The following is a 21986-nucleotide window of genomic DNA, read 5'->3' on the forward strand; positions in this document are numbered from 1 at the left end:
ATTGGTTAAATCTCAATCTCTTCCATACGTTGGTTTTTATCCAGATTCCGATATTGGATGGCTTCAGCTAGATGGGCGGGGAGAATGGAATCATAACCGTCTAAGTCCGCAATTGTGAGTGCGAGCCGCAAAATCCGATCATGCGCTCGTGCACTTAATCCCAATGCCTCGAAAGAAATCCGCAAAAGTTGATCACCTTCGGGCGTTAACCGACAAATTTCCCTTATCAATCTTCCACTTAATTCATTATTATGCTGAATGTCTGTTCCTGCGTAACGTTTCTGCTGTCTTAAATGGGCTTGCATCACCTTGGCTCTCATTTCATCGGAAGACAAATTAGAAGCAGTGTCTTTTAATTGGGCATAGCTTGGTTTAGGGACTTCAACATGAAGATCGATTCGATCAAGAAGTGGACCTGAAATTTTGGAGCGATATTGGACGATTTTTGCAGGACTGCAGATGCAAGCATTAGCCTCAGTTTCAGCGCCATAATAGCCGCAAGGACAAGGATTCATAGCAGCAGCTAAAATAAAATGAGAAGGGAATGTATACACGGCTCTTGCTCTGGCTATCATCACATAGCGATCCTCAAGCGGCTGCCTGAGAACCTCCAGTGCATTGCGTGTAAACTCCGGAAGCTCGTCTAGGAAAAGAATACCTCGGTGTGATAGACTCACTTCACCAGGTTTGGGGATGGTGCCTCCGCCGACGAGACCAGCGGCTGAAATGGAGTGGTGCGGTGCCCGAAACGATCTAGCGCGCATAAGAGTGGACCGGTCAGTCAGCTTGCCTGAAGCGCTGTATATCTTTGTAACCTCTAATGCCTCGCGGTCTGTCAAAGGTGGAAGGATCGAAGGTAAACGTTTAATTAACATCGTTTTTCCAGTCCCTGGAGGACCTAGGAGGAGCAAATTATGCATGCCTGCAGCAGCAATCATCATGGCCCGTTTAACCTGATGCTGCCCATTAACATCGGCGTAATCTTCCGAATAACTAGCATGTTGATTGAGTTTGGTCGAGGGCTCATTTCTTTCTCGATCAGGAATTTGATAAAGAAATTCACGATACGAACTTTTGTTCCAAGTCTTGAAATCGGAAAGATTCGAAATGACATATACGTCAACACCTTCGATTAATGCGGCTTCAGGTGCGTTAGCTGTTGATAAGCAAACTCGCTTAATTCCTATCTTTTTGGCCGCATGTACCATCGACAGTACGCCTGGGATCGGACGTAGCGAACCATCTAAAGCAAGTTCTCCAAGAAATAATGTGGAAGCAAAACCTTCCACATGTACCTGTCCTGTGGTGATGAGAATTCCTACAGCAATGGCGAGATCAAACGATGAGCCTTCCTTGCGCAAATCAGCTGGAGCAAGATTAACCGTAATACGATCCATGGGGAATGTGAAACCACCGTTTTTTATCGATGAACGAACGCGTTCAACGGATTCTCGAATCGCTGAGTCTGGGAGTCCAACCAGATTGATTTGAGGTAAGCCGCTTGAAATATCGACCTCTACTTCAATGGGTCGCCCTTCAATTCCTTGTAAACAAGCACTCATAACCTTGCCATACATAAAAAGCACCTTCTTCTCCATGGAATTCACAGCCACTAGACTGAGTGTTCGAATTGGATAAAAGGTGCTTCCTTATTGTCCGATATATGTTCTTAATTATAATCGCAATTGGTAAAATTACGCAAATATTGTCGATAAACTTTTACGTTTTAAAAATGTGCGACATGCACATACTGGAAGATGAGGTGATGATATGCAGGAAAAACCATATTTTTGTCCCAATTGCCGTTCAAATCGCATTAAATTTAATGTAATCACGAGCTATTCGCAGTCTTTTTTAAAGGATGCACTTTCCGGGAATATTACCGAATTCCATGATCCTGGCGTCATTCCTGAGCCTGAGCCAACGATTCAGTGCTTGATCTGTAACTTTTCAGCGAATGAAATGCGTTTTATTAAGCAAGCAGAGCGCGAGCCGAGGGTAAATTCACCAACAACTTCGTACAATTAATCAAGTTTTGAAGCATGACGTATTTTTCTGTTCTTGGAAAATACGTTTTTTTAATTTGTGACGTGATAGTTAAATTTTTTCAGTGTGAAAGGAAAAATTGAATGGATTCACGAAAAAAATAAAGAAACTGTCGAAAATAATGTGATACAATGGTTAGGGCTTGCGAAGAAGTGTGATACTAATTCCGGTAGCAAGATATATTCTCGTGCACAACGTCAATTGGAAATTACACTTTTCCCTGTATAGCACGTATAGAAAGTCCATACTGATAGGAGGATTTAGGAAATGAATATCCATGAGTACCAAGGCAAAGAGCTCCTGAGACAGTACGGAGTCAGCGTTCCTAACGGAAAGGTTGCTTTCACAGTTGATGAGGCTGTTGAGGCAGCAAAAGAACTTGGAACATCCGTTGTCGTAGTAAAAGCGCAAATTCATGCCGGAGGTCGCGGTAAAGCAGGCGGCGTTAAGGTAGCTAAAAGCCTTGATGAAGTTCGTACATATGCTAGCGAAATTCTAGGTAAAGTACTTGTCACTCACCAAACAGGTCCAGAAGGTAAAGAAGTTAAACGCCTTTTGATTGAAGAAGGCTGTGACATTAAGAAAGAATATTACGTAGGTGTTGTTGTTGACCGTACAACAGGTGGCGTCGTAATGATGGCTTCTGAAGAGGGCGGTACGGAGATTGAAGAAGTAGCTGAGCACTCTCCTGAGAAAATTTTCAAAGAAGTTGTTGACCCAGCAATCGGTCTTCAATCCTTCCAAGCACGTAGACTTGCTTACTCAATCAACATTCCTAACGAGCTTGTTAACAAAGCTGTTAAATTTATGCTTGCATTGTACAAAGCATTCGTTGAGAAAGACGCTTCCATTGCTGAGATCAACCCTTTGGTTGTAACTGGTTCTGGCGACGTTATGGCACTTGATGCGAAATTAAACTTTGATTCTAACGCTCTTTTCCGTCACAAAGACATCGTTGAGCTTCGTGACCTTGAAGAAGAAGATGCGAAAGAAATCCAAGCTTCCAAATATGACCTGAGCTACATCGCTCTTGATGGTAACATCGGTTGTATGGTTAACGGCGCTGGACTTGCTATGGCCACTATGGACATTATCAAGCACTACGGCGGAGACCCTGCTAACTTCCTAGACGTAGGGGGCGGTGCTACGAAAGAGAAAGTTACTGAAGCTTTCAAAATCATCTTGTCTGATGAGCAAGTAAAAGGGATTTTCGTTAACATTTTCGGTGGTATCATGCGTTGTGACGTAATCGCTGAAGGTGTTGTAGCTGCTGCTAGAGAGCTAGGACTTTCCCGTCCGCTTGTTGTTCGTCTAGAAGGTACTAACGTTGAGCTTGGTAAAAAGATTCTTAACGAATCCGGCTTGAACATTGTTGCTGCTGATTCCATGGCGGACGGCGCACAAAAAATCGTTGCACTTGTTAAATAATCAAACCTGAGCGGTTTGAAAAATATATAAGGGATGTGAACAATCGATCATGAGTATTTTGGTCAATAAACATACAAAAGTCATTACTCAAGGGATTACCGGCGCTACGGGTTTGTTTCATACCAAAGGCGGTCTGGACTACGGCACGCAAATGGTGGGTGGCGTAACTCCTGGTAAAGGCGGCACGACAGTAGATATTACTTTGGAAAATGGTGAGCTTGTTAAGCTGCCAGTTTTCAACTCAGTTGTAGAAGCTAAAAATGCAACAGGTGCAACAGCATCCGTTATTTATGTACCACCAGCATTTGCAGCAGAATCCATCATCGAAGCGATTGAAGCAGAACTTGAATTGGTTATCTGTATTACTGAAGGTATTCCTGTTCTTGACATGGTACGCGTTAAGCGTTACCTAGAAGGTAAAAATACCGTTCTTATCGGACCAAACTGTCCAGGTGTTATTACACCAGGCGAGTGCAAAATTGGTATTATGCCAGGTTACATTCATACGCCAGGTCACGTAGGTGTTGTTTCGCGTTCCGGAACATTGACTTACGAGGCTGTTCATCAATTGACAACTCGTGGAATTGGACAATCCTCCGCAGTTGGTATCGGTGGAGACCCAGTTAAAGGATCCGAGTTTATCGACATCCTTAAACGTTTTAACGAAGATCCAGATACGTACGCTGTGATCATGATTGGTGAGATCGGCGGAACGGCTGAAGAAGAAGCAGCAGAGTGGGTTGCGGCAAACATGACGAAACCTGTTGTTGGCTTCATCGGCGGTAAAACAGCGCCTCCAGGAAAACGTATGGGCCATGCTGGTGCCATTATTTCCGGTGGTAAAGGTACAGCAGCTGAGAAAGTTGCAACTATGGAAAGATGCGGTATCCGTGTAGCGGCTACGCCGTCCGAAATGGGTTCAACACTAGTTAGCGTACTTGAAGAAAAAGGTATGCTAGATAAAGTTATCACAAAAAAATAAGCTTCTTTTAACGAAGGTAAGCAACCTTCCATCTCCCTTTATGGGGATTTGGAAGGTTTTTTTTTTATTCATATTGATGCATAAATTTGTTATTCGCGAAAGGAGTGTATATACTAATGGATAATCGTCATTGTTTAATTGGGCTTCATGAACTTGAGGGTGTTGGATGGAAAACGATGGATCAGCTTTTAGGCCGATTCCCTGAGTTGAGCGTATTAGTGGGGCTAACAGCAGGTGAGATCGCCTCATGTGGAATCCGTGCATCCGTTGCAGAACTAATAGCGACACGATTGACCCCTTCGTTCATTGAACAAAAGCTACACCTGTATAGAAGACATGCCATTCAGATTTTGACTCGGTTCGACGAGGATTATCCAGCTATTCTTAAGGAAATAGCGCAGCCTCCTTGGGTGTTATATGTGAAAGGGGATCCTTCGTTTTTAAAGGGTCACTTACTTGGCATCGTGGGAACACGAACTCCAACGCTGTACGGGAAGAAAATTGCCGAAGAGTGGGCGGCTGCGCTTTCTCGAGCAGGGTTTGGGATTGTAAGCGGGCTAGCAAGAGGAATAGATAGTAAAGCTCATATAGGAGCACTGCAAGGGAAGGCAAAGACAGTGGCTGTGCTTGGATGTGCGATCAACTCGATATATCCACGCGAGAATGCCCTGTTATATCGACACATTGAACAAGAAGGTGTCATTATTTCGGAATATCCGATTGGCACAGGTATGCACCCTGGTATGTTTCCGCAGAGGAATCGTATCATTGCTGGATTATCTCTGGGAGTTACGGTAGTGGAGGCAGCGGAGGATAGTGGATCACTAATCACTGTTGAGTTTGCATTAGACGCCTCGCGGGATGTTTTCGCTGTTCCTGGTCCAATTAACTCTCGCCAAAGCAGCGGTGTTCACAAGCTATTAAAGGATGGCGCGAAATTAGTCACCAGCGTCGAGGAAATTGTCGAAGATTATAAACACATCATAAATGCGGATGAAATACGGCTTGCTTTAAAGCACGAACCGGCATATATACTCACTGAAGATGAGGTCGAAATTGTTCGAAAGATGTCAGATACACCGATCTCAATAGATACTATATTAGAAGACAGTCAATTTACGTTTGGACATTTGCATGCAGTTCTGTTATCTTTACTATTGAAAAAGGCGATTAAACAGCTTCCAGGTTCAACTTACATTCGAGCATAGGCTAATCACGAAGTTTTGCTTCTCGCCAAGTAAACTTACCTTGAAACCAAGAGGGGAGGAAGGACGAACCATGGCAGATTCGTTAGTCATTGTTGAGTCACCAGCAAAAGCCAAAACCATCGGCAAATATTTAGGCAGTAAATACATCGTAAAAGCTTCGATGGGTCATATTCGCGACCTTCCGAAAAGCCAAATTGGCGTAGAAGTCGATAATAACTTTGAGCCTAAATACATAACGATACGTGGAAAAGGTTCTATCCTTAAAGAACTCAAAGACGCAAGCAAAAAAGTGAAAAAAATATATCTGGCGGCGGATCCGGATCGTGAAGGTGAAGCGATCGCCTGGCATTTAGCTCACTATTTGGCTGTAGGTCCTGAAGAGCTTTGTCGCGTAGTCTTTAATGAGATTACGAAGGAAGCCGTTAAGGATGCTTTTAAGACGCCTCGACGTATCAATCAAGATTTAGTGAATGCACAGCAGGCGCGTCGAATATTGGATCGACTTGTTGGTTACAAAATCAGTCCTTTGCTTTGGAAAAAAGTGAAGAAAGGGCTATCGGCTGGCCGTGTACAATCCGTAGCGGTTAAATTAATTCAAGACCGTGAGAATGAAATTAAAGCGTTTGAACCAGAAGAGTACTGGTCTATTACAGCCGTTCTTGATGCGGGAAAAACCGTTTTCGAAGCTAAGTATCATAGCCACAATGGTGAGAAAAAAGAACTGCACTCTCAAGAAGATGTCGATTTGATTCTTGCTGCAATGGGTAACGATGCGTTTATTGTGAAAGAAGTGAAAGAGAAAGAGCGTCAACGTAATCCTTCCCCTCCTTTTATTACAAGCTCCTTGCAACAGGAAGCAGCGCGAAAGCTTAATTTCCGTGCATCCAAAACTATGTCCGTGGCGCAGCAATTATATGAAGGTATCGATTTAGGAAAAGAAGGTACCGTCGGTTTAATTACGTATATGCGTACGGATTCTACGCGGATTTCTCCTATTGCCCAAGAAGAAGCTAGAGAGTTAATTATGACGAAATATGGCCCGACCTTCTATCCGGAGACGCCGCGTCAGTATCTTAAGAAGAATGCTAATGCACAGGATGCGCATGAAGGGATCAGACCGACTTCAGTACTTCGTGAACCAGATCAAATGAAGGAATTCTTGAGTAAAGATCAGTTCCGATTGTACAAGCTGATTTGGGATCGATTTATTGCGAGTCAAATGGCATCTGCTATCCTAGACACGATGACGATCGATTTGCATGCGGGAGAAACAATTTTTAGAGCAAATGGCTCTAAAATGAAGTTTGCTGGATTTATGAAGGTGTATGTTGAAAGTAATGATGACGGCACGACAGAAGAGGATAAGTTACTGCCGCCTCTATCTAAGGGCGATTCATTGCCTAAGCAGAGTGTTGAACCGAAGCAGCATTTCACGCAACCGCCTCCACGATACACAGAAGCACGTTTAGTCCGTGCACTTGAGGAGATGGGGATTGGGCGACCAAGTACGTACGCACCTACATTAGAAACGATTCAGAAGCGTGGCTATGTGGCAATTGAAGAGAAGAAGTTCGTGCCAACGGAGCTAGGCGAGCTCGTCATCCAATTAATGCAAGAATTTTTCCCGGAAATTCTGGACGTTGAGTTTACGGCTCATATGGAAGAAGAGTTGGACTTTGTCGAAGAGGGGAAAGAGGATTGGGTCAGAGTACTGGATACCTTTTACACGTCCTTCGAAAAGCGTTTAGAGTTTGCTGAAGAGGAAATGAAAGAAATTGAGATCCAAGATGAGGTTTCTGATGAGATCTGTGAGAAATGCGGGAAGCATCTGGTTTATAAAATGGGACGTTTTGGTAAATTCCTAGCCTGCTCAGGTTTCCCAGACTGCCGTAATACGAAACCAATTATTAAGGATATTGGTGTTACTTGTCCGACTTGCCATGCGGGTAAAATTGTAGAACGCAGAAGCAAAAAAGGTCGTGTATTCTATGGATGTGATCAATACCCAACCTGTGATTTCGTCTCTTGGGATAAACCAGTCAATAAGCCATGCCCATCCTGCAGCTCGATGATGATTGAGAAGCGCAGCAAAAATGGGGTAATGATACAATGTACACAATGTGATTTTAAGGAAGAAGCTGTTGATGATTCCGAAAACACAGATGATATGAAAGATTAGAGGTGTCTGATTTTGCCAGAAAATCAAAGAGTAACAGTCATCGGCGCAGGATTGGCAGGTAGTGAAGCCGCGTGGCAAATTGCACGCCAAGGCGTTCCTGTTACTTTATATGAAATGCGTAACAAACGAAAAACACCAGCACACATTACGGATCAGTTCGCTGAGCTCGTGTGCAGCAACTCATTACGTTCTAATGGCCTCACGAATGCCGTTGGTGTTTTAAAAGAAGAGATGAGACGTATGGATTCTCTCATTCTAGCTTGTGCTGACGAGCATGCAGTACCAGCTGGAGGAGCTTTGGCGGTTGACCGCGACGGTTTCTCTCAAGCGGTGACGAATACCTTGCGCAATCACCCTTTAATTGAGGTTCGCAATGAAGAACTTCAAACGCTTCCAGAGGGGATTACCGTAGTAGCTACAGGTCCACTGACGTCGCCTGATTTAGCTACAGAACTCAAAGCATTAATGGGTGAGGAGTATTTATACTTTTATGATGCTGCTGCACCGATTGTAGAGAAAGATTCAATTGATATGAATAAGGTATATTTGGCTTCCCGGTATGACAAAGGGGAAGCTGCTTACCTGAATTGTCCGATGACAGAAGAAGAGTTTAACGTTTTCTATGAGGCGCTCATTACAGCTGAGGTTGCCGAATTAAAGGAATTCGAGAAAGAAATTTATTTCGAAGGCTGTATGCCCCTTGAGGTTATGGCTAAGCGTGGTAAACAAACGGTGTTATTTGGACCAATGAAGCCTGTTGGCTTGATTAACCCGCATACCGGTAAAATGCCACATGCGGTCGTACAGCTTCGTCAAGATAATGCCGCAGGTACCTTGTACAATTTAGTAGGGTTCCAAACGCATCTGAAATGGGGAGAGCAGAAACGCGTACTGCAGCTTATCCCTGGGTTAGAGCAAGCGGAATTCGTCCGTTATGGCGTAATGCATCGCAATACGTTTATCAACTCACCTAGGCTGCTTGAGCCTACTTACCAATACAAACGCCGCGAGAATTTATTCTTTGCTGGTCAAATGACTGGTGTTGAGGGTTATGTTGAATCTGCTGCTTCAGGGCTGATTGCTGGTCTTAATGCAGGTCGTATGGCGAAAGGCCAAGATTGCGTTGTTTTACCCGCAGAAACAACGTTGGGCAGTATGGCTCAATACATTACGACAGCAGACTTCAAACATTTCCAACCGATGAATGCAAATTTTGGTCTTCTACCAGCGCTGCCAGAGCGTATTCGTAATAAAAAAGAAAAATATGAAAAGCTGGCTAGCCGCGCATTAGAGAGTATTCAGAATTTTGTGAAAACAGTTGTTGAATAAGTTGTCATAAGATGATCCGCTGTGTTACTATAAATTAATGTTTTATTGCATTTTTCATTCGTTTGATCATACATTTACCTCTAGATGCGGTCTTCTCAACATAAAGGACCTCGCTAGAGGTTTCTCTCATTTTTGCGACTCATATGCAAAGTGAGATCTCTTTAACGGATATGATTCTTATAGAGGGGTGAATCGAAATGGAACCCAATCAAGCAACGTTTCATGCGACAACGATTTTTGCGATCCGTCACCAAGGTAAAGGAGCTATTGCAGGCGACGGTCAAGTGACATTTGGCAATAGTATGATCATGAAAAGCACGGCCAAAAAAGTACGGCGTTTACATAGAGGGAAAGTCATTGCTGGTTTCGCTGGTTCCGTCGCTGATGCGATTACACTCTTTGAGAAGTTCGAAGGGAAGCTGGAAGAACACCATGGTAACCTTCAGCGTGCAGCTGTTGAGCTAACCAAGGATTGGCGTCAAGATCGTGTGCTCCGCAGATTGGAAGCCATGATGATTGTGATGGATGCCTCGGGACTATTGCTGCTCTCTGGTAACGGGGAAGTCATTGAGCCGGATGATGGCATATTGGCTATCGGTTCTGGCGGGAGCTTCGCACTTTCGGCGGGCAGAGCGCTTCATCGACATGCGCCTCAGCTTAGCGCTAAGGAAATCGCTCACGCGGCGTTGACGACTGCAGCTGAAATATGTGTGTTTACCAACCATAATATTATTGTTGAAGAGATTGAATAGTCTAGAACGTATGTTTCTTTATACTAACTCGCACACGCTCTCAATTGATCAATTAGCTTTAGCCTAAATTTAAGGAGGGTATCACATATGGCAAACAGCTCTCTTACACCTAAACAAATCGTGCATGAACTTGACCGATACATTGTGGGACAGAAAAAAGCAAAGAAATCCGTTGCTATCGCTTTGCGAAATCGATATCGGAGAAACCTTGTCGATGAAAGCATGAGAGATGAAATTGTGCCGAAAAACATTCTCATGATTGGACCTACAGGAGTCGGGAAAACGGAAATTGCGCGTAGACTAGCGAAGTTGGTTGGCGCACCTTTTATTAAAGTAGAAGCCACCAAATTCACAGAAGTCGGTTATGTTGGCCGTGATGTGGAGTCAATGGTGCGCGACTTGGTTGAGACTGCTGTACGCATGGTCAAAGCAGAGCGAATGGAGAAGGTCAAGGATCGTGCAGAGAAGCTTGCTAATGAGCGATTAGTATCTTTGCTTGCACCAAGTCCTACGCGCGCCAAAACACAGCGTAATCCGCTTGAGATGCTGTTTGGCGGGCAAAACAAAGAGGAGCAAGAAGAGACGACGCCTGATCCTAATCTGGCTTCGAAAAGAGCTCAGGTCGCCGAACAATTATCCAATGGTAAATTAGAGAATGATCACGTTGAGATAGAGGTAGAAGACACGGCTCCTTCTATGCTAGATATGCTTGGTGGTCAGGGCAATGAACAAGCCGGAATGAATATGCAAGAAATGTTTGGGAGTCTCCTCCCGAAAAAGACGAAAAAACGGAAATTGCTTGTGAAAGAAGCAAGAAAAGTTTTGACGCAAGAAGAAGCGCAAAAATTAATTGATATGGATGATGTCATCCAGGAATCGGTTAACCGTGCGGAACAAAGCGGCATTATTTTCATAGATGAAATTGATAAAATAGCAAGTAACAGCCGCGGCGGCAGTGGACCTGATATTTCGCGCGAAGGTGTACAAAGAGATATTCTACCTATTGTTGAAGGTTCGACTGTTGTGACCAAATACGGACCTGTTAAAACTGACTATGTGTTATTCATTGGAGCAGGGGCATTCCATATTGCAAAGCCATCTGACCTCATTCCAGAGCTGCAAGGAAGATTCCCGATTCGCGTTGAACTAAGTGATTTAACTTTAGAGGATTTTGTATCTATTTTAACAGAACCCAAGAATGCATTAACCAAACAATACACAGCCTTATTGCAAACAGAAGGTATAACTGTTGAGTTTGCGGAGGAAGCTATTCATGAAATTGCTCGCATTGCAGTTGAAGTAAATCAACAAACGGAAAATATCGGAGCTCGTCGTTTACATACGATTTTAGAAAAATTGCTGGAAGATTTATCTTTTGAGGCACCAGAAATCACATTAGAATCTATTGTGATTAACCCAGCTTATGTACGCGAGAAGCTAAGCAGTATTGTTCAAAATCGAGATTTAAGTCAGTATATTTTATAAGAAACATGCAGGTTGCAGTTAGTAGGAGGCAGTTACATGAGTTTATTAAATAAAACAAGAAGGCTGAATCGGTTACTCCAAAAAGAAGCGGGTAATGCGGTTAGCTTTATGGATATGGCAGAAGTACTGAGAGATGTTGTAATCGCTAATATTTATGTAGTCAGCCGTAAAGGTAAGATTTTAGGCTATGCGGTTACGAATGATCCTGTATCGCCAGAAATGAATCAAACCATTCTAATTGAACGCAGGTTCCCAATAGAGTCTAATAATTTACTGTTAAAAATTGAGGAAACTTCTTCAACATCGGAGCCAGACAGCCCGTATTTTTATTACACGGATCAGATGAAAGATATGTTTCCTTCAACGCATACGACCCTGGTACCAATTATTGGCGGTGGTGATCGTCTCGGGACCTTAATCCTAAGTCGAAGTGAAGGTCACTTTATCGATGATGATTTGGTTCTTGCGGAATATGGTTCGACAGTAATTGCGATGGAAATATTAAGAGAACGTGCGGAAGAAATTGAAGAGGAAGCCCGTAGTAAAGCAGTTGTTCAAGTCGCAATAGGCTCTTTATCATTCAGTGAGATGGAAGCTGTCGAACATATTTTCGAGGAGCTGGATGGCAAAGAAGGATTGCTTGTGGCGAGTAAAATTGCTGATCGTGTGGGCATAACACGTTCAGTAATTGTAAATGCCCTACGTAAACTGGAAAGTGCTGGTGTGATTGAAACGCGATCTCTAGGTATGAAAGGCACTTATATCCGTATATTAAATGAACAATTAATGCAAAGCATTGAACAAATGAAGTCGAAATTGTAAATAAATAGGAAAGCCCTATCTGGTTAAAAGATAGGGCTTTTTTCTTATTGTAACTTAACGCAATATCTTAGATGATAAAGAGTATAAGTCACAGGTTTACATAATTCTACATATAGAACTACTTTGTATCGGAAATCGAGAATAATGTCGAAATAAGAAGGAATCAATTCTCGCGATGTTGAAGTAGTAACTGAATATTTTTTGAGTGAAGGGGAATCGTTTATGTCTTTTTTAGACAAACCAAGTTGGAATATGATGGAGCGCTCGCTGGATGCATCGACGCTAAGACAAAAAGTGGTAGCGAATAACATTGCCAATGTGGATACTCCAAACTTTAAACGTTCCGATGTTGCATTTGAAGAGCTTTTACAAGGACAAATGAATGCGAATACACCTTCCATAGATGGCTTTCGAACAGACCCAAGGCATTTTGTGATTGGTAAATCTACGAAATTGCCAAATTCTGAAATTAAATCAGATAATTCAACAGCAATTAACACCAACTTGAACAATGTGGATATGGACTATGAAATGTCATTAATGGCAAAAAATCAGCTTAAATACAATACAATGATTCAACAGATGAACAACGACTTCAAAAAAATGCGTATGGTTATTGGGGGCAAGTAATAAACGATGAGACTTACAAACGGATTTGACATCAGTGCATCCGCATTAACTGCACAAAGACTGCGTATGGATGTTGTGTCATCCAATATTGCCAATGCGGATACTACGAGAGCAAAGTTTGTTGATGGTAAATGGATGCCTTATACGAGGAAGTTAGTTTCATTCGAGACGAAGTCTCAACCAAGTTTCGCTCAATCGCTGAATACGGCGATGGCTGATGGGACTGGCGAGGGAGTAAGAGTAAACAAAATATTTGAAGATAAGTCTCCATTAAAGCAAGTTTATAATCCCTCGCATCCTGATGCAGATTCTAATGGATTTGTTTACATGCCGAACGTGGATATTACCAAAGAAATGGTAGATATGATTTCAGCTACTAGATCATACGAAGCCAATGTGACCGCTTTAAATGCTAGCAAATCGATGATTTCAAAAGCGTTGGAAATTGGTAGATAGTAATTATAGGAGGTTGCGGGATGATTGACAAAATTAGTTATAGTCCGATAAATATAATGAGTTCCATTGGGCCAAAGGATAACACGGGTGAGGGAGCAGATGATCTTGGCAAGAAATTTGGTTCATTTCTGAACGATGCCATGACCAATTTAAATGCACAGCAAAAGCAAGTTGATCAGTTGAACGAAAGCTTCATTAAAGGGGAACTTTCCGATGTTCATCAATTGACAATTGCCTCTGAGAAAGCTTCATTAGGACTTGAGCTTACTGTTCAAGTCAGAAATAAAGTGTTAGAGGCGTACCAAGAAATTATGAGAATGCAGCTGTAAGTATAGAGATGCTGCTAAATTTGGGTCAATGAGGTGACAGAGTGAACGAGAACCTGCTCCAGTACTGGGAAAAGGTGAAGCAATACTGGAATCGTTATAATCGAACAACGAAAATTATTTTTTTAGCAACCGTGTTCTTACTGATTCTAACTGCTGCAATTATAAGTGTTAATTTGTCGAAGACAGAATATTCATTGGCGTTTACAGAACTGCAGCCAAGCGATGCTTCAAATATTAAATCATATCTCGATACAGCAAGAATTCCTTATCATTTGAGTCAGGACGGCAAAAGTATAGAAGTGCCGACGAGTGAAGTCGCGAATGTAAAACTTGCCGTAGAGTCACAAGGCTTGAATAAGAACGGCTCCTTGGGCTTTGAGGTTTTTAGCGGTAGCAGTTCATTCGGTATCACGGATAATGAATTTAAAGTGAAATACTTGAGCGCCATTCAAGGAGAGCTTCAACAGCTTATTAATTCCAACCAAGCCATTTCAAGTTCCAAGGTTAACATTTCTCTTCCTGAAGAAGGTCCCTTCTTAAAGCAACAGGCAGAGAAGGCAACTGCATCTGTTGTTCTGCAAATCAAGCAGGGTTATTCATTGGATCAACCTAAAGTGGATACGATTTATAATTTAGTCTCACATAGCATAAAGAATCTGCCGATTGAAAACATCACCATTTCGGATCAAAATTTAGTGTCATATAAGTTTAATGATGGAAATTCAAACGCAACGACGGGAAATAATACGGATATCAATACCCAGTTCCGAAATGATTTGCAGAAGAATATCAACTCCATGCTTGGCACGATGTTTGGACGAGATAAGGTTAGTGTCAGTGTGTTTACAACAATGAATTTTGATCAGAAGAAAACCCATGAACAGCTTGTCCGAGCTCCTAATCAAGCTGATCAAAAAGGGTTAGAAATCTCTTTGCAGGAAGCTAGCAAGTCCTATCAAAATAATGGCACGGATACAGGTGGTGTTCCAGGTACGGGTGGAACGGACGTTCCGGGTTATCCGGGATCATCAACATCAGGGAAGTCCACCTCAGAGGAAAATACCAAAACCGTCAATTACGAAGTGGATCGTATAACAAATGACATCATTTCAACGCCTTATGTAGTGAAGGATGTAAGTATTAATGTCGGCATAGAGCCTCCCGTTAGAGATGATCCGAACTCATTAACGGCAGAAACGAAAACAGCCGTTCAGAATGCACTCGTGAATATCGTCAGAACCGCACTTGCTGATAATAAAACTACTTATACAGACGAAGAATTACAGAAAAGAGTTACCGTGTTTGCACATTCTTTTGCGAGACCATCAGATGCGAGTGCAGCTAAAACAACAACGTACTTGACTTATGGAGCATTAGCTCTAGCGGCACTAGCCATTGGAGCATTTATCGGACTGGCAATTAGAAGACGCAAGAAAGCAGCTGCGCAACAACTAATTGATCAGGAAATGAACATTTCCCAAAAGGCAGAGCTTCCAACGATCGATATCGAAAATGTAACGAATGACAATCAAGTGCGTAAGCAGCTCGAAACGCTCGCGAGAAAGCGGCCAGAAGAATTCGTCAACCTGCTGCGTACTTGGTTAGTAGATGAATAGAGGTGCACTTGTATGGCCAGAGCCGCTTTACAAGGGTTGACCGGACGGCAAAAGGCAGCGATTCTTTTGATCAGTTTAGGCCCTGAGGTTTCTGCACAAATTTTCAAACATTTACGTGAAGAAGAAATTGAACAATTAACTCTTGAGATAGCGAATGTGCGTAAAGTCGATTCGCTGGAAAAGGATGCGATTTTAGCAGAATTCCATCAAATCTGTTTAGCACAGGAATTTATTTCTCAAGGTGGTATTGCGTACGCCAAAGATATTTTGGAGAAGGCACTTGGGTCTCAAAAAGCGCTTGATATCATTAATCGCTTGACTGCCACACTTCAAGTAAGACCTTTCGACTTTGCTAGAAAAGCAGATCCAGCACAAATTCTCAACTTCATTCAAAATGAGAATTCTCAGACGATAGCTCTCGTGTTGTCATATTTGCAAGCAGAACAAGCATCAATCATATTGTCGTCTCTCCCACAGGAGAAACAAGCAGATGTTGCGAAGCGGATTGCACTTATGGATAGTACGTCGCCTGAGGTTATTTCACAGGTTGAACGCGTGTTAGAGCAGAAGCTTTCCTCTACAGTTACACAGGATTATACAAATGCAGGTGGTATCGCATCTATCGTTCAAATTTTGAACGGTGTTGACCGTGGTACTGAACGTACGATTCTCGATTCCTTAGAAATTCAAGATCCAGAACTGGCCGAAGAAATCAAGAAACGGATGTTTGTATTCGAGGATATTGTTAATATCGATAATCGTTCCATCCAACGAATTATTCGAGATATTGAAAATGCTGATTTACAGCTGGCTCTCAAAGTTGCCAGTGAAGAAGTCCGCGATGTGTTGTTCAAGAATATGTCCAAACGTATGGCTGACACTTTCAAAGAAGAAATGGAATTCATGGGACCTGTTCGTTTACGTGATGTGGAAGAAGCTCAAACTCGCATCGTTGCAACTATACGTCGTTTAGAAGAGTCGGGTGAAATCATCATCGCACGTGGTGGAGGAGATGATATTATTGTCTAATGTCATTAAATCATTCGCGTATTATCCCCTTGAAGATAAAAAGATTGTTGAAACACTTTCCCATCGTTCTGATATACAAGCTAATGTGCAAATCGACGATGGTGGTTTGACAGAGGAAATGCAGAATGAGATCAATGATGCAAAAACGTTGAAGAATCGGATCATAGGAGACGCTGAAGCATTTGCGAGTGAACAAATCGATCAAGCGATGCAGGAGTGTGCATTAGTCCGCCAACAAGCGGAATCAGATATTGCGAGTTGGTGGGAAAGTAGGCGAGCTGAGGATGAAGAGCTAGTCAACCTATCTAAGCAAGCAGGATTCGAAGAAGGCTATCGACAAGGTGTTGAACAAGCGGAAAGTGCATTGAGAAAAGAATACAGCGATATGCTTGCCGAAGCTAGTTCCATTCTCGAACAATCTTATAAGCTAAAGCAGCAAATCATTCAAGAATCAGAGCCTTTTCTCATTGAGTTAAGCACTTCCATCGCAGAAAAAATTGTTGTACGGCAATTATCTTTGGAACCGGTCTGGGTGGTAGAGCTCGTTCAAAAAGTTCTAGCACGTAGACGAGAAAAGGGAATCATAACTTTATGTGTGGCACCATCCCAATTTGCGTATATCCAGGATGCGAGAGAAGAATTAATTACTTCTATTGATTCACAGGCAGAACTCGAAATTATCCCAGACTCATCAGTACAAGATCAAGGATGTGTGATTCGGTCCTCATACGGTAGTATTGATGCCAGAATTGATACACAGCTGAAAGAAATCAAATCAGCGCTACAGCAATTGGCCTTACAAAGCGAGGAAACTTAATGACACGGGCATCCATACCGAAGGCGGATAAATACAAAGAAGTATTACAAACCATTGATCCGATTAGGGTGAATGGAAAAGTTACTCAAGTAATAGGACTTACCGTGGAGTCTGAAGGCCCCGACGTCAGTGTTGGTGATCTTTGCTACATCTATCCACACAAGTCGAACAAACCGTTAAAAGCCGAAGTGGTTGGTTTCCGAAGCAATAAAGTTATTTTGATGCCGCTAGGTGATCTCGACTCGATTGGACCTGGTTGTGATGTCGTAGGTACGGGGAAACCGTTAACCGTCCAAGTTGGGCATGAGTTACTAGGCAAGGTTCTTGACGGGTTGGGTCAGCCATTAGATGGTTCATTTCTACCTTCTAGGATGGCACAGTATTCTACAAACAATAAACCAAGCAATCCATTGACACGTCCGCGTGTTCTCAACCCAATCTCTGTTGGTGTTCGTTGTATTGATGGATTATTGACAATTGGCAAAGGTCAGCGCGTTGGTATTTTCGCAGGCTCCGGTGTTGGGAAAAGTACGTTAATGGGAATGATTGCTCGAAATACGTCGGCTGATGTCAATGTCATTGCGCTCATTGGTGAACGTGGCAGAGAGGTATTGGATTTCATTGAGCGAGATTTGGGTCCAGAGGGTCTGGCAAGATCGGTTGTCATTGTGGCAACATCTGACCAACCTGCGTTAATTCGGATTAAAGGCGCTATGATAGCAACTAGTATTGCTGAGTATTTTAGAGATCGCGGCTTAAATGTCATGATGATGATGGATTCAGTCACACGGTTTGCCATGGCACAGCGTGAGGTTGGACTAGCTGTAGGTGAGCCACCAGCTACACGTGGTTACACACCATCTGTATTTGCCATGCTGCCAAGGCTTTTGGAGCGCTCTGGTACTGGAGCAAAGGGCTCAATTACCGCATTTTACACTGTGCTAGTCGACGGTGATGATATGAATGAGCCAATTGCTGATGCCGTTAGAGGAATCTTGGATGGTCATATCGTCCTTAATCGTAATATTGCGAACAAAGGTCACTATCCAGCAATCGATGTATTATCCAGTGTAAGTCGAGTCATGAAAGAAATTGTTCCTTCAGAACATATGGAAGCTGCCGATCAACTTAAGCGTCTTCTCTCTATATATAAAGATTCGGAAGATCTTATTAATATTGGGGCGTATCAGAAAGGTTCAAATCCAAATATTGATATTGCGATGGAAAATATTGAAGCCATTTGGAATTTTACGAAACAAAAAACGAGTGAAAAACTAACATATGAAGAAGCTCAAGCACGTTTAATCCAAGAATTTTATAAGGGATGAGGGTCCTAGATGAGTTTTCGATATTCTTTCCAGCAAATTGTCGATTTGAAAAATAATGAAAGAACTCAAGCAGAATGGATTTTATCTGAGGCAATGGGTCAATTAAGGAATGAAGAAACGAGCTTACATGGATTGTTTGAGAAGAAAGAAAGCTTACACAATGAAATGGTACAAGCGAGTAGCCATTCCGTTACGATTTCAAACATGCTCATGATGCAAAGCTATATGAATCATGTGGATAAACAAATCGCTCGTAAGAACCAAGATGTGAATCAAGCTAGACATATTGTGACGGAGAAGCAAGAGCATTTATCAGTGAAAATGATCGATGAAAAGGTTTGGACAAAGGCTAGAGAGAAGGCACATAACCAATTCAGGATCATGGTCGCGAAAAAAGAGCAGGATGCTCTTGATGAAATGGCAACGAATCGTTTCAAGCGACTTTCGTATTAAGGTAGAAAAGGAGGGACGAAGAGATGGCCGATACAAGCGTAGAGGGTGCATCTTATAGTGCACTGGAGCGATTTTTGATATGGTTTGTCATCCCCTTTGTGTTTACGGCGGTTCTACTCTTCGTGCTGCTTTCAATTTTTGATTATGATATCAAAAGTAGTATTCAAAAAGCATTGCACAATACACCTGTCATTGGATTAATTGTTCCAGCACCAAAAGAAAGTGCTCCCGTGACAGCTGAGGGTAAAGCAACTACTTCCGAACAAAGTGTAAAGCTGAAAGAAGATGAGATTGCGAAGCTGAATGCCAGAGTAACTGAACTAACAACAGCGCTTCAAAAGGCGGACTCGACGACAGAGCAAAAGGATCATTCTCTGAAGGAAGTTGTAGCGAAGGTTGCTGAACTTGAGGAGAAGTTAAAAGATAAAACACAATCGGAAGAAGAGTATACGAATCAAATCACACAGCTTGCAAATATGTACGCAAAAATGACTCCTAGTAAAGTTGCACCGATCATTGAGGCATTAACTCCAAATGAAATGGTCCTAGTATTTTCTATGATGAAGGCTGATAGCCGAGGAGCCATTCTTGAAAAAATGGACGCTGCCAAGGCAGCTGCTGCATCCATTGGTTTGAAAGATCTCGTACCCGTACGAGATAAAGAAATTGCTGCTTTGCAAGAAAGATTAGCAACGAATAACACGAAGGATGCTAAGGCGACAACAAGCACTGTCAGTTCTTCGGATCTTGGTCAAACATTTGCGAATATGACGCCAAAAAGTGCCGCTAATGTCTTACTTGAGATGAATAAGACAAATCAGATAAAGGTTTTAAATATTTTAAGCGGAATGGATAATGCTTCTCGCTCTAAGGTAATGTCCGCCCTCTCAGATGCCAATAAGGAAATCGCAGCTTCCATAACTGCAAAACTTGTACCTTAATATGCGTTGATTCTTTGAAGGGAGGTGGAAAAAATGGACGTACAAATGACTTCAGTACCAGTGACGCAATCTGGCACAATTAATTCAACAGTTGTAGGTAAAGGGACATCCAAAGGAACTGCTTCAACGGATACCTTCTCAGCAGTTCTCTCAGATCAAACCGCTCAAGAGAATGTACCTATGGTTGATGGACAACCGTCTGAGACTGAGCTTTCTATGAACATGATGCTTCAAATGCTGCAAACCTTGGTTATGCCGATTCAATCAACAGTAAATCAAGAAACGAAAGTGAGTTCGGAAGATCATTCACTTCCAGAATTACTTTTAGAAGCGATGAATACTAATCCTGCTCTTGCTGACCAATTATTGCAAGATCCAAAAGTGAAAAAATGGTTCGAAAACGCTGATGCTATGTTAGATGCTCTTAGTAACACGCCAAGTACCACATCTGCTGGACTACTTGTTTCTTGGCAACAACCAACCAGTGAATCTCAGAGTCTGAAAGCCCAGAATACGTTGTTAACTCTGTCAGCTTTATCTAAGCAGCAGCCTGACAATCCGATTCTTAACTATTTAAATTCAGAACTCACGAATACGATTCAACAATCGTTTCAACCAAAGCAAGAGAAATTTGCTGTTAAGCATATTCCAACTGCGGTAATTGAACAATCTAGTAGCATTTCTGAAACACTGGCTCGACCGCTTGTTGATCTTCCAATTGAAGCCAATGCGAGTTCGAATCCGATTGTAACAATTGGTGATTTACAGAAAGTACAGCAAGTAACGATTGCGGCTGAGAAGGCGCCAGCGCCAGTTTTAACAGCGGCAAATTTCACGGATGAGATGACTTCTCATGTATTGAGATACATGAAGATTACGATGTCCGAAGGCTTCTCTGAGGCTAAACTTTCTTTATTTCCAAAGAATTTAGGACACGTCGATGTGAAAATTTCGATGCATGATGGACAACTGTATGCACAGTTCGAAGCGGATACTTTAGTAGGAAAGCAAATGCTAGAAAGTCAGCTTCCGCAATTACGTCAAGCTTTACTCACACAGGGCTTACAAGTTGAAAAGCTCGAGGTTACACAAAGTCAAAATATGTCTTCTAGCATGTTCCAGGAACAGCGTCAGCCGCAAGGCTTTAATCAATCACAACGTCAACCCAAAAATCGGTCGAATGAGATTGAAATGGATGCGCTTGATTTTAAAGAGGACATGGAACAACTGGCACAGATTCGCAACAATGCAAATGGTAATTCCTTCGATGTTACGGCTTAATCTGATTTATTAAAGAAGTTGTTGGAGGTGAACGTATGGCTACAAGCCCAATTGTAGGTAATGTTTCTGACCTGATCAACACAGGGACTAACGCGAAATCCAAGGATAAGGATAGTACAACCCTAGGCAAGGATGATTTCCTGAAAATCCTGATAACGCAACTTCAGAATCAAGATCCAACACAGCCTTTGCAAGATAAAGAGTTCATTGCTCAAATGGCTCAATTTACGTCCGTTGAGCAATTGACGAATATGGCAAGTGAAATGAAGCTAATGAGACAGTCTCTTGGTTTTGTGTCAGGATTAATTGGTAAGTCCATTTCATGGACAGATACAGATTCATCAGGTGTTGTTACAGACAAATCTGGCGTAGTAGATTCCATAACCTTTAAAGATGGAAATCAATTTGCCAGTGTAAATGGTGTGGAAGTTGCACTAGATAAGTTAAAGAAAATTGAGAATGTTGGAGAATCACAATGACAGAGAGAATATCCATAGGTCAACTTTATCCTAGTGCGGTTTCTCCTAGTTCACCAAGACGATCACCATCGCAGCAGCAGTTACCATCTACCGGAAATCCTAGCTTTCAGAAGATTTTTCAAGATCAATTCGTTCGGTTTAGCCATCATGCTGAGGTAAGGTTAAAAGAGCGTGGCATTCAACTCAAACCTGAACAAATTGAGAAAATGAACAAAGCCATTGATAAAGCTGCTTCTAAAGGTGCCAAGGATGCGCTGCTGATTCTAGCAGGGAATGGGTATATCGTTAATGTACCTAACCGTACCGTTGTGACAGCGCTTGATGGCCAAGCTATGAATGAGCATGTGTTTACTCAGATCGATAGCGCAATGATAATCTCATAAGTATAGGGCTCGA

General features: G+C 42.3%; 22 protein-coding genes. 21 read left to right on the top strand and 1 reads right to left on the bottom strand.

Annotated features, from left to right (window positions below; all coding sequences use genetic code 11):
- Positions 1-5: 5 nt before the first annotated feature.
- Positions 6-1577, bottom strand: a complete 1572-nt coding sequence (locus AC58QC_RS10185) for a YifB family Mg chelatase-like AAA ATPase (RefSeq protein WP_497415039.1) — start codon at positions 1575-1577, stop codon at positions 6-8.
- Between the two features lie 193 nt (positions 1578-1770).
- Between AC58QC_RS10185 and AC58QC_RS10190 the strand changes: the two genes are divergently transcribed.
- The 21 genes from AC58QC_RS10190 to AC58QC_RS10290 all read left to right on the top strand — a co-directional run bounded on the left by AC58QC_RS10190 (position 1771) and on the right by AC58QC_RS10290 (position 21973).
- Entirely contained in the window at positions 1771-2028 is a 258-nt protein-coding gene (locus AC58QC_RS10190) for a hypothetical protein (RefSeq protein WP_497415040.1), read from the top strand.
- Between the two features lie 285 nt (positions 2029-2313).
- Positions 2314-3474: an ADP-forming succinate--CoA ligase subunit beta gene (gene sucC / locus AC58QC_RS10195; protein ID WP_497415041.1), complete on the top strand. Its 1161-nt coding sequence runs from the start codon at positions 2314-2316 to the stop codon at positions 3472-3474.
- A 49-nt stretch (positions 3475-3523) separates the two neighbouring features.
- Entirely contained in the window at positions 3524-4456 is a 933-nt protein-coding gene (gene sucD / locus AC58QC_RS10200) for a succinate--CoA ligase subunit alpha (RefSeq protein WP_497415042.1), read from the top strand.
- 116 nt (positions 4457-4572) lie between these two features.
- On the top strand, positions 4573-5664 hold the full coding sequence (gene dprA / locus AC58QC_RS10205) for a DNA-processing protein DprA (RefSeq protein ID WP_497415043.1): 1092 nt from the start codon (positions 4573-4575) through the stop codon (positions 5662-5664).
- A 70-nt stretch (positions 5665-5734) separates the two neighbouring features.
- Positions 5735-7843, top strand: coding sequence for a type I DNA topoisomerase (topA, locus tag AC58QC_RS10210; RefSeq protein WP_497415044.1), 2109 nt, complete (start codon positions 5735-5737; stop codon positions 7841-7843).
- 12 nt (positions 7844-7855) lie between these two features.
- Complete coding sequence (trmFO, locus tag AC58QC_RS10215) at positions 7856-9172, top strand: FADH(2)-oxidizing methylenetetrahydrofolate--tRNA-(uracil(54)-C(5))-methyltransferase TrmFO (RefSeq protein ID WP_497415045.1); 1317 nt, start codon at positions 7856-7858, stop codon at positions 9170-9172.
- 197 nt (positions 9173-9369) lie between these two features.
- On the top strand, positions 9370-9924 hold the full coding sequence (hslV, locus tag AC58QC_RS10220; RefSeq protein WP_057315711.1) for an ATP-dependent protease subunit HslV: 555 nt from the start codon (positions 9370-9372) through the stop codon (positions 9922-9924).
- 87 nt (positions 9925-10011) lie between these two features.
- Entirely contained in the window at positions 10012-11409 is a 1398-nt protein-coding gene (gene hslU / locus AC58QC_RS10225; RefSeq protein WP_497415046.1) for an ATP-dependent protease ATPase subunit HslU, read from the top strand.
- A 36-nt stretch (positions 11410-11445) separates the two neighbouring features.
- Positions 11446-12231, top strand: a complete 786-nt coding sequence (gene codY, locus AC58QC_RS10230) for a GTP-sensing pleiotropic transcriptional regulator CodY (protein ID WP_477596325.1) — start codon at positions 11446-11448, stop codon at positions 12229-12231.
- A 222-nt stretch (positions 12232-12453) separates the two neighbouring features.
- The gene (flgB, locus tag AC58QC_RS10235) at positions 12454-12861 is read left to right on the top strand and encodes a flagellar basal body rod protein FlgB (protein WP_497415047.1); all 408 of its coding nucleotides are present in this window, start codon (positions 12454-12456) and stop codon (positions 12859-12861) included.
- Positions 12862-12867: 6 nt separating this feature from the next.
- The gene (flgC, locus tag AC58QC_RS10240) at positions 12868-13317 is read left to right on the top strand and encodes a flagellar basal body rod protein FlgC (protein WP_497415048.1); all 450 of its coding nucleotides are present in this window, start codon (positions 12868-12870) and stop codon (positions 13315-13317) included.
- A 56-nt stretch (positions 13318-13373) separates the two neighbouring features.
- Positions 13374-13646: a flagellar hook-basal body complex protein FliE gene (fliE, locus tag AC58QC_RS10245; RefSeq protein WP_497415170.1), complete on the top strand. Its 273-nt coding sequence runs from the start codon at positions 13374-13376 to the stop codon at positions 13644-13646.
- Between the two features lie 41 nt (positions 13647-13687).
- On the top strand, positions 13688-15262 hold the full coding sequence (gene fliF, locus AC58QC_RS10250) for a flagellar basal-body MS-ring/collar protein FliF (RefSeq protein ID WP_497415049.1): 1575 nt from the start codon (positions 13688-13690) through the stop codon (positions 15260-15262).
- 12 nt (positions 15263-15274) lie between these two features.
- The gene (gene fliG / locus AC58QC_RS10255; protein ID WP_497415050.1) at positions 15275-16291 is read left to right on the top strand and encodes a flagellar motor switch protein FliG; all 1017 of its coding nucleotides are present in this window, start codon (positions 15275-15277) and stop codon (positions 16289-16291) included.
- Positions 16275-17108 (top strand): FliH/SctL family protein, encoded by an 834-nt coding sequence (locus AC58QC_RS10260; RefSeq protein WP_497415051.1) that lies wholly within the window; start codon positions 16275-16277, stop codon positions 17106-17108. The genes fliG and AC58QC_RS10260 overlap by 17 nt, the downstream gene beginning before the upstream one ends.
- A complete protein-coding gene (gene fliI, locus AC58QC_RS10265) occupies positions 17108-18436 on the top strand; it encodes a flagellar protein export ATPase FliI (protein WP_497415052.1) in 1329 nt (442 codons plus the stop codon). The genes AC58QC_RS10260 and fliI overlap by 1 nt, the downstream gene beginning before the upstream one ends.
- Before the next feature lie 9 nt (positions 18437-18445).
- Positions 18446-18889 carry a flagellar export protein FliJ gene (gene fliJ / locus AC58QC_RS10270; RefSeq protein WP_497415053.1) on the top strand — a complete coding sequence of 148 codons (444 nt, stop codon included), beginning with the start codon at positions 18446-18448 and terminating at the stop codon, positions 18887-18889.
- 23 nt (positions 18890-18912) lie between these two features.
- Positions 18913-19830, top strand: a complete 918-nt coding sequence (locus tag AC58QC_RS10275; protein ID WP_497415054.1) for a MotE family protein — start codon at positions 18913-18915, stop codon at positions 19828-19830.
- A gap of 33 nt (positions 19831-19863) precedes the next feature.
- Entirely contained in the window at positions 19864-21111 is a 1248-nt protein-coding gene (locus AC58QC_RS10280) for a flagellar hook-length control protein FliK (RefSeq protein WP_497415055.1), read from the top strand.
- Between the two features lie 35 nt (positions 21112-21146).
- On the top strand, positions 21147-21590 hold the full coding sequence (locus tag AC58QC_RS10285; RefSeq protein ID WP_497415056.1) for a flagellar hook capping FlgD N-terminal domain-containing protein: 444 nt from the start codon (positions 21147-21149) through the stop codon (positions 21588-21590).
- Positions 21587-21973, top strand: a complete 387-nt coding sequence (locus AC58QC_RS10290; RefSeq protein WP_497415057.1) for a TIGR02530 family flagellar biosynthesis protein — start codon at positions 21587-21589, stop codon at positions 21971-21973. The genes AC58QC_RS10285 and AC58QC_RS10290 overlap by 4 nt, the downstream gene beginning before the upstream one ends.
- Positions 21974-21986: the final 13 nt, after the last annotated feature.

It is taken from the genome of Paenibacillus sp. J22P51 (assembly GCF_059692215.1).

Excerpts from the sequence above, each read along its gene's own strand:
- AC58QC_RS10285 (WP_497415056.1), top strand. The coding sequence starts at position 21,147 with ATGGCTACAAGCCCAATTGTAGGTAATGTTTCTGACCTGATCAACACA.
- dprA (WP_497415043.1), top strand. The coding sequence starts at position 4,573 with ATGGATAATCGTCATTGTTTAATTGGGCTTCATGAACTTGAGGGTGTT.
- fliE (WP_497415170.1), top strand. The coding sequence starts at position 13,374 with ATGAGTTCCATTGGGCCAAAGGATAACACGGGTGAGGGAGCAGATGAT.
- topA (WP_497415044.1), top strand. The coding sequence starts at position 5,735 with ATGGCAGATTCGTTAGTCATTGTTGAGTCACCAGCAAAAGCCAAAACC.
- AC58QC_RS10260 (WP_497415051.1), top strand. The coding sequence starts at position 16,275 with ATGATATTATTGTCTAATGTCATTAAATCATTCGCGTATTATCCCCTT.
- flgC (WP_497415048.1), top strand. The coding sequence starts at position 12,868 with ATGAGACTTACAAACGGATTTGACATCAGTGCATCCGCATTAACTGCA.
- AC58QC_RS10185 (WP_497415039.1), bottom strand. The coding sequence starts at position 1,577 with ATGTATGGCAAGGTTATGAGTGCTTGTTTACAAGGAATTGAAGGGCGA.
- AC58QC_RS10275 (WP_497415054.1), top strand. The coding sequence starts at position 18,913 with ATGGCCGATACAAGCGTAGAGGGTGCATCTTATAGTGCACTGGAGCGA.
- codY (WP_477596325.1), top strand. The coding sequence starts at position 11,446 with ATGAGTTTATTAAATAAAACAAGAAGGCTGAATCGGTTACTCCAAAAA.
- fliG (WP_497415050.1), top strand. The coding sequence starts at position 15,275 with ATGGCCAGAGCCGCTTTACAAGGGTTGACCGGACGGCAAAAGGCAGCG.
- AC58QC_RS10280 (WP_497415055.1), top strand. The coding sequence starts at position 19,864 with ATGGACGTACAAATGACTTCAGTACCAGTGACGCAATCTGGCACAATT.
- AC58QC_RS10190 (WP_497415040.1), top strand. The coding sequence starts at position 1,771 with ATGCAGGAAAAACCATATTTTTGTCCCAATTGCCGTTCAAATCGCATT.
- fliJ (WP_497415053.1), top strand. The coding sequence starts at position 18,446 with ATGAGTTTTCGATATTCTTTCCAGCAAATTGTCGATTTGAAAAATAAT.
- fliI (WP_497415052.1), top strand. The coding sequence starts at position 17,108 with ATGACACGGGCATCCATACCGAAGGCGGATAAATACAAAGAAGTATTA.
- AC58QC_RS10290 (WP_497415057.1), top strand. The coding sequence starts at position 21,587 with ATGACAGAGAGAATATCCATAGGTCAACTTTATCCTAGTGCGGTTTCT.
- flgB (WP_497415047.1), top strand. The coding sequence starts at position 12,454 with ATGTCTTTTTTAGACAAACCAAGTTGGAATATGATGGAGCGCTCGCTG.
- sucD (WP_497415042.1), top strand. The coding sequence starts at position 3,524 with ATGAGTATTTTGGTCAATAAACATACAAAAGTCATTACTCAAGGGATT.
- hslU (WP_497415046.1), top strand. The coding sequence starts at position 10,012 with ATGGCAAACAGCTCTCTTACACCTAAACAAATCGTGCATGAACTTGAC.
- sucC (WP_497415041.1), top strand. The coding sequence starts at position 2,314 with ATGAATATCCATGAGTACCAAGGCAAAGAGCTCCTGAGACAGTACGGA.
- hslV (WP_057315711.1), top strand. The coding sequence starts at position 9,370 with ATGGAACCCAATCAAGCAACGTTTCATGCGACAACGATTTTTGCGATC.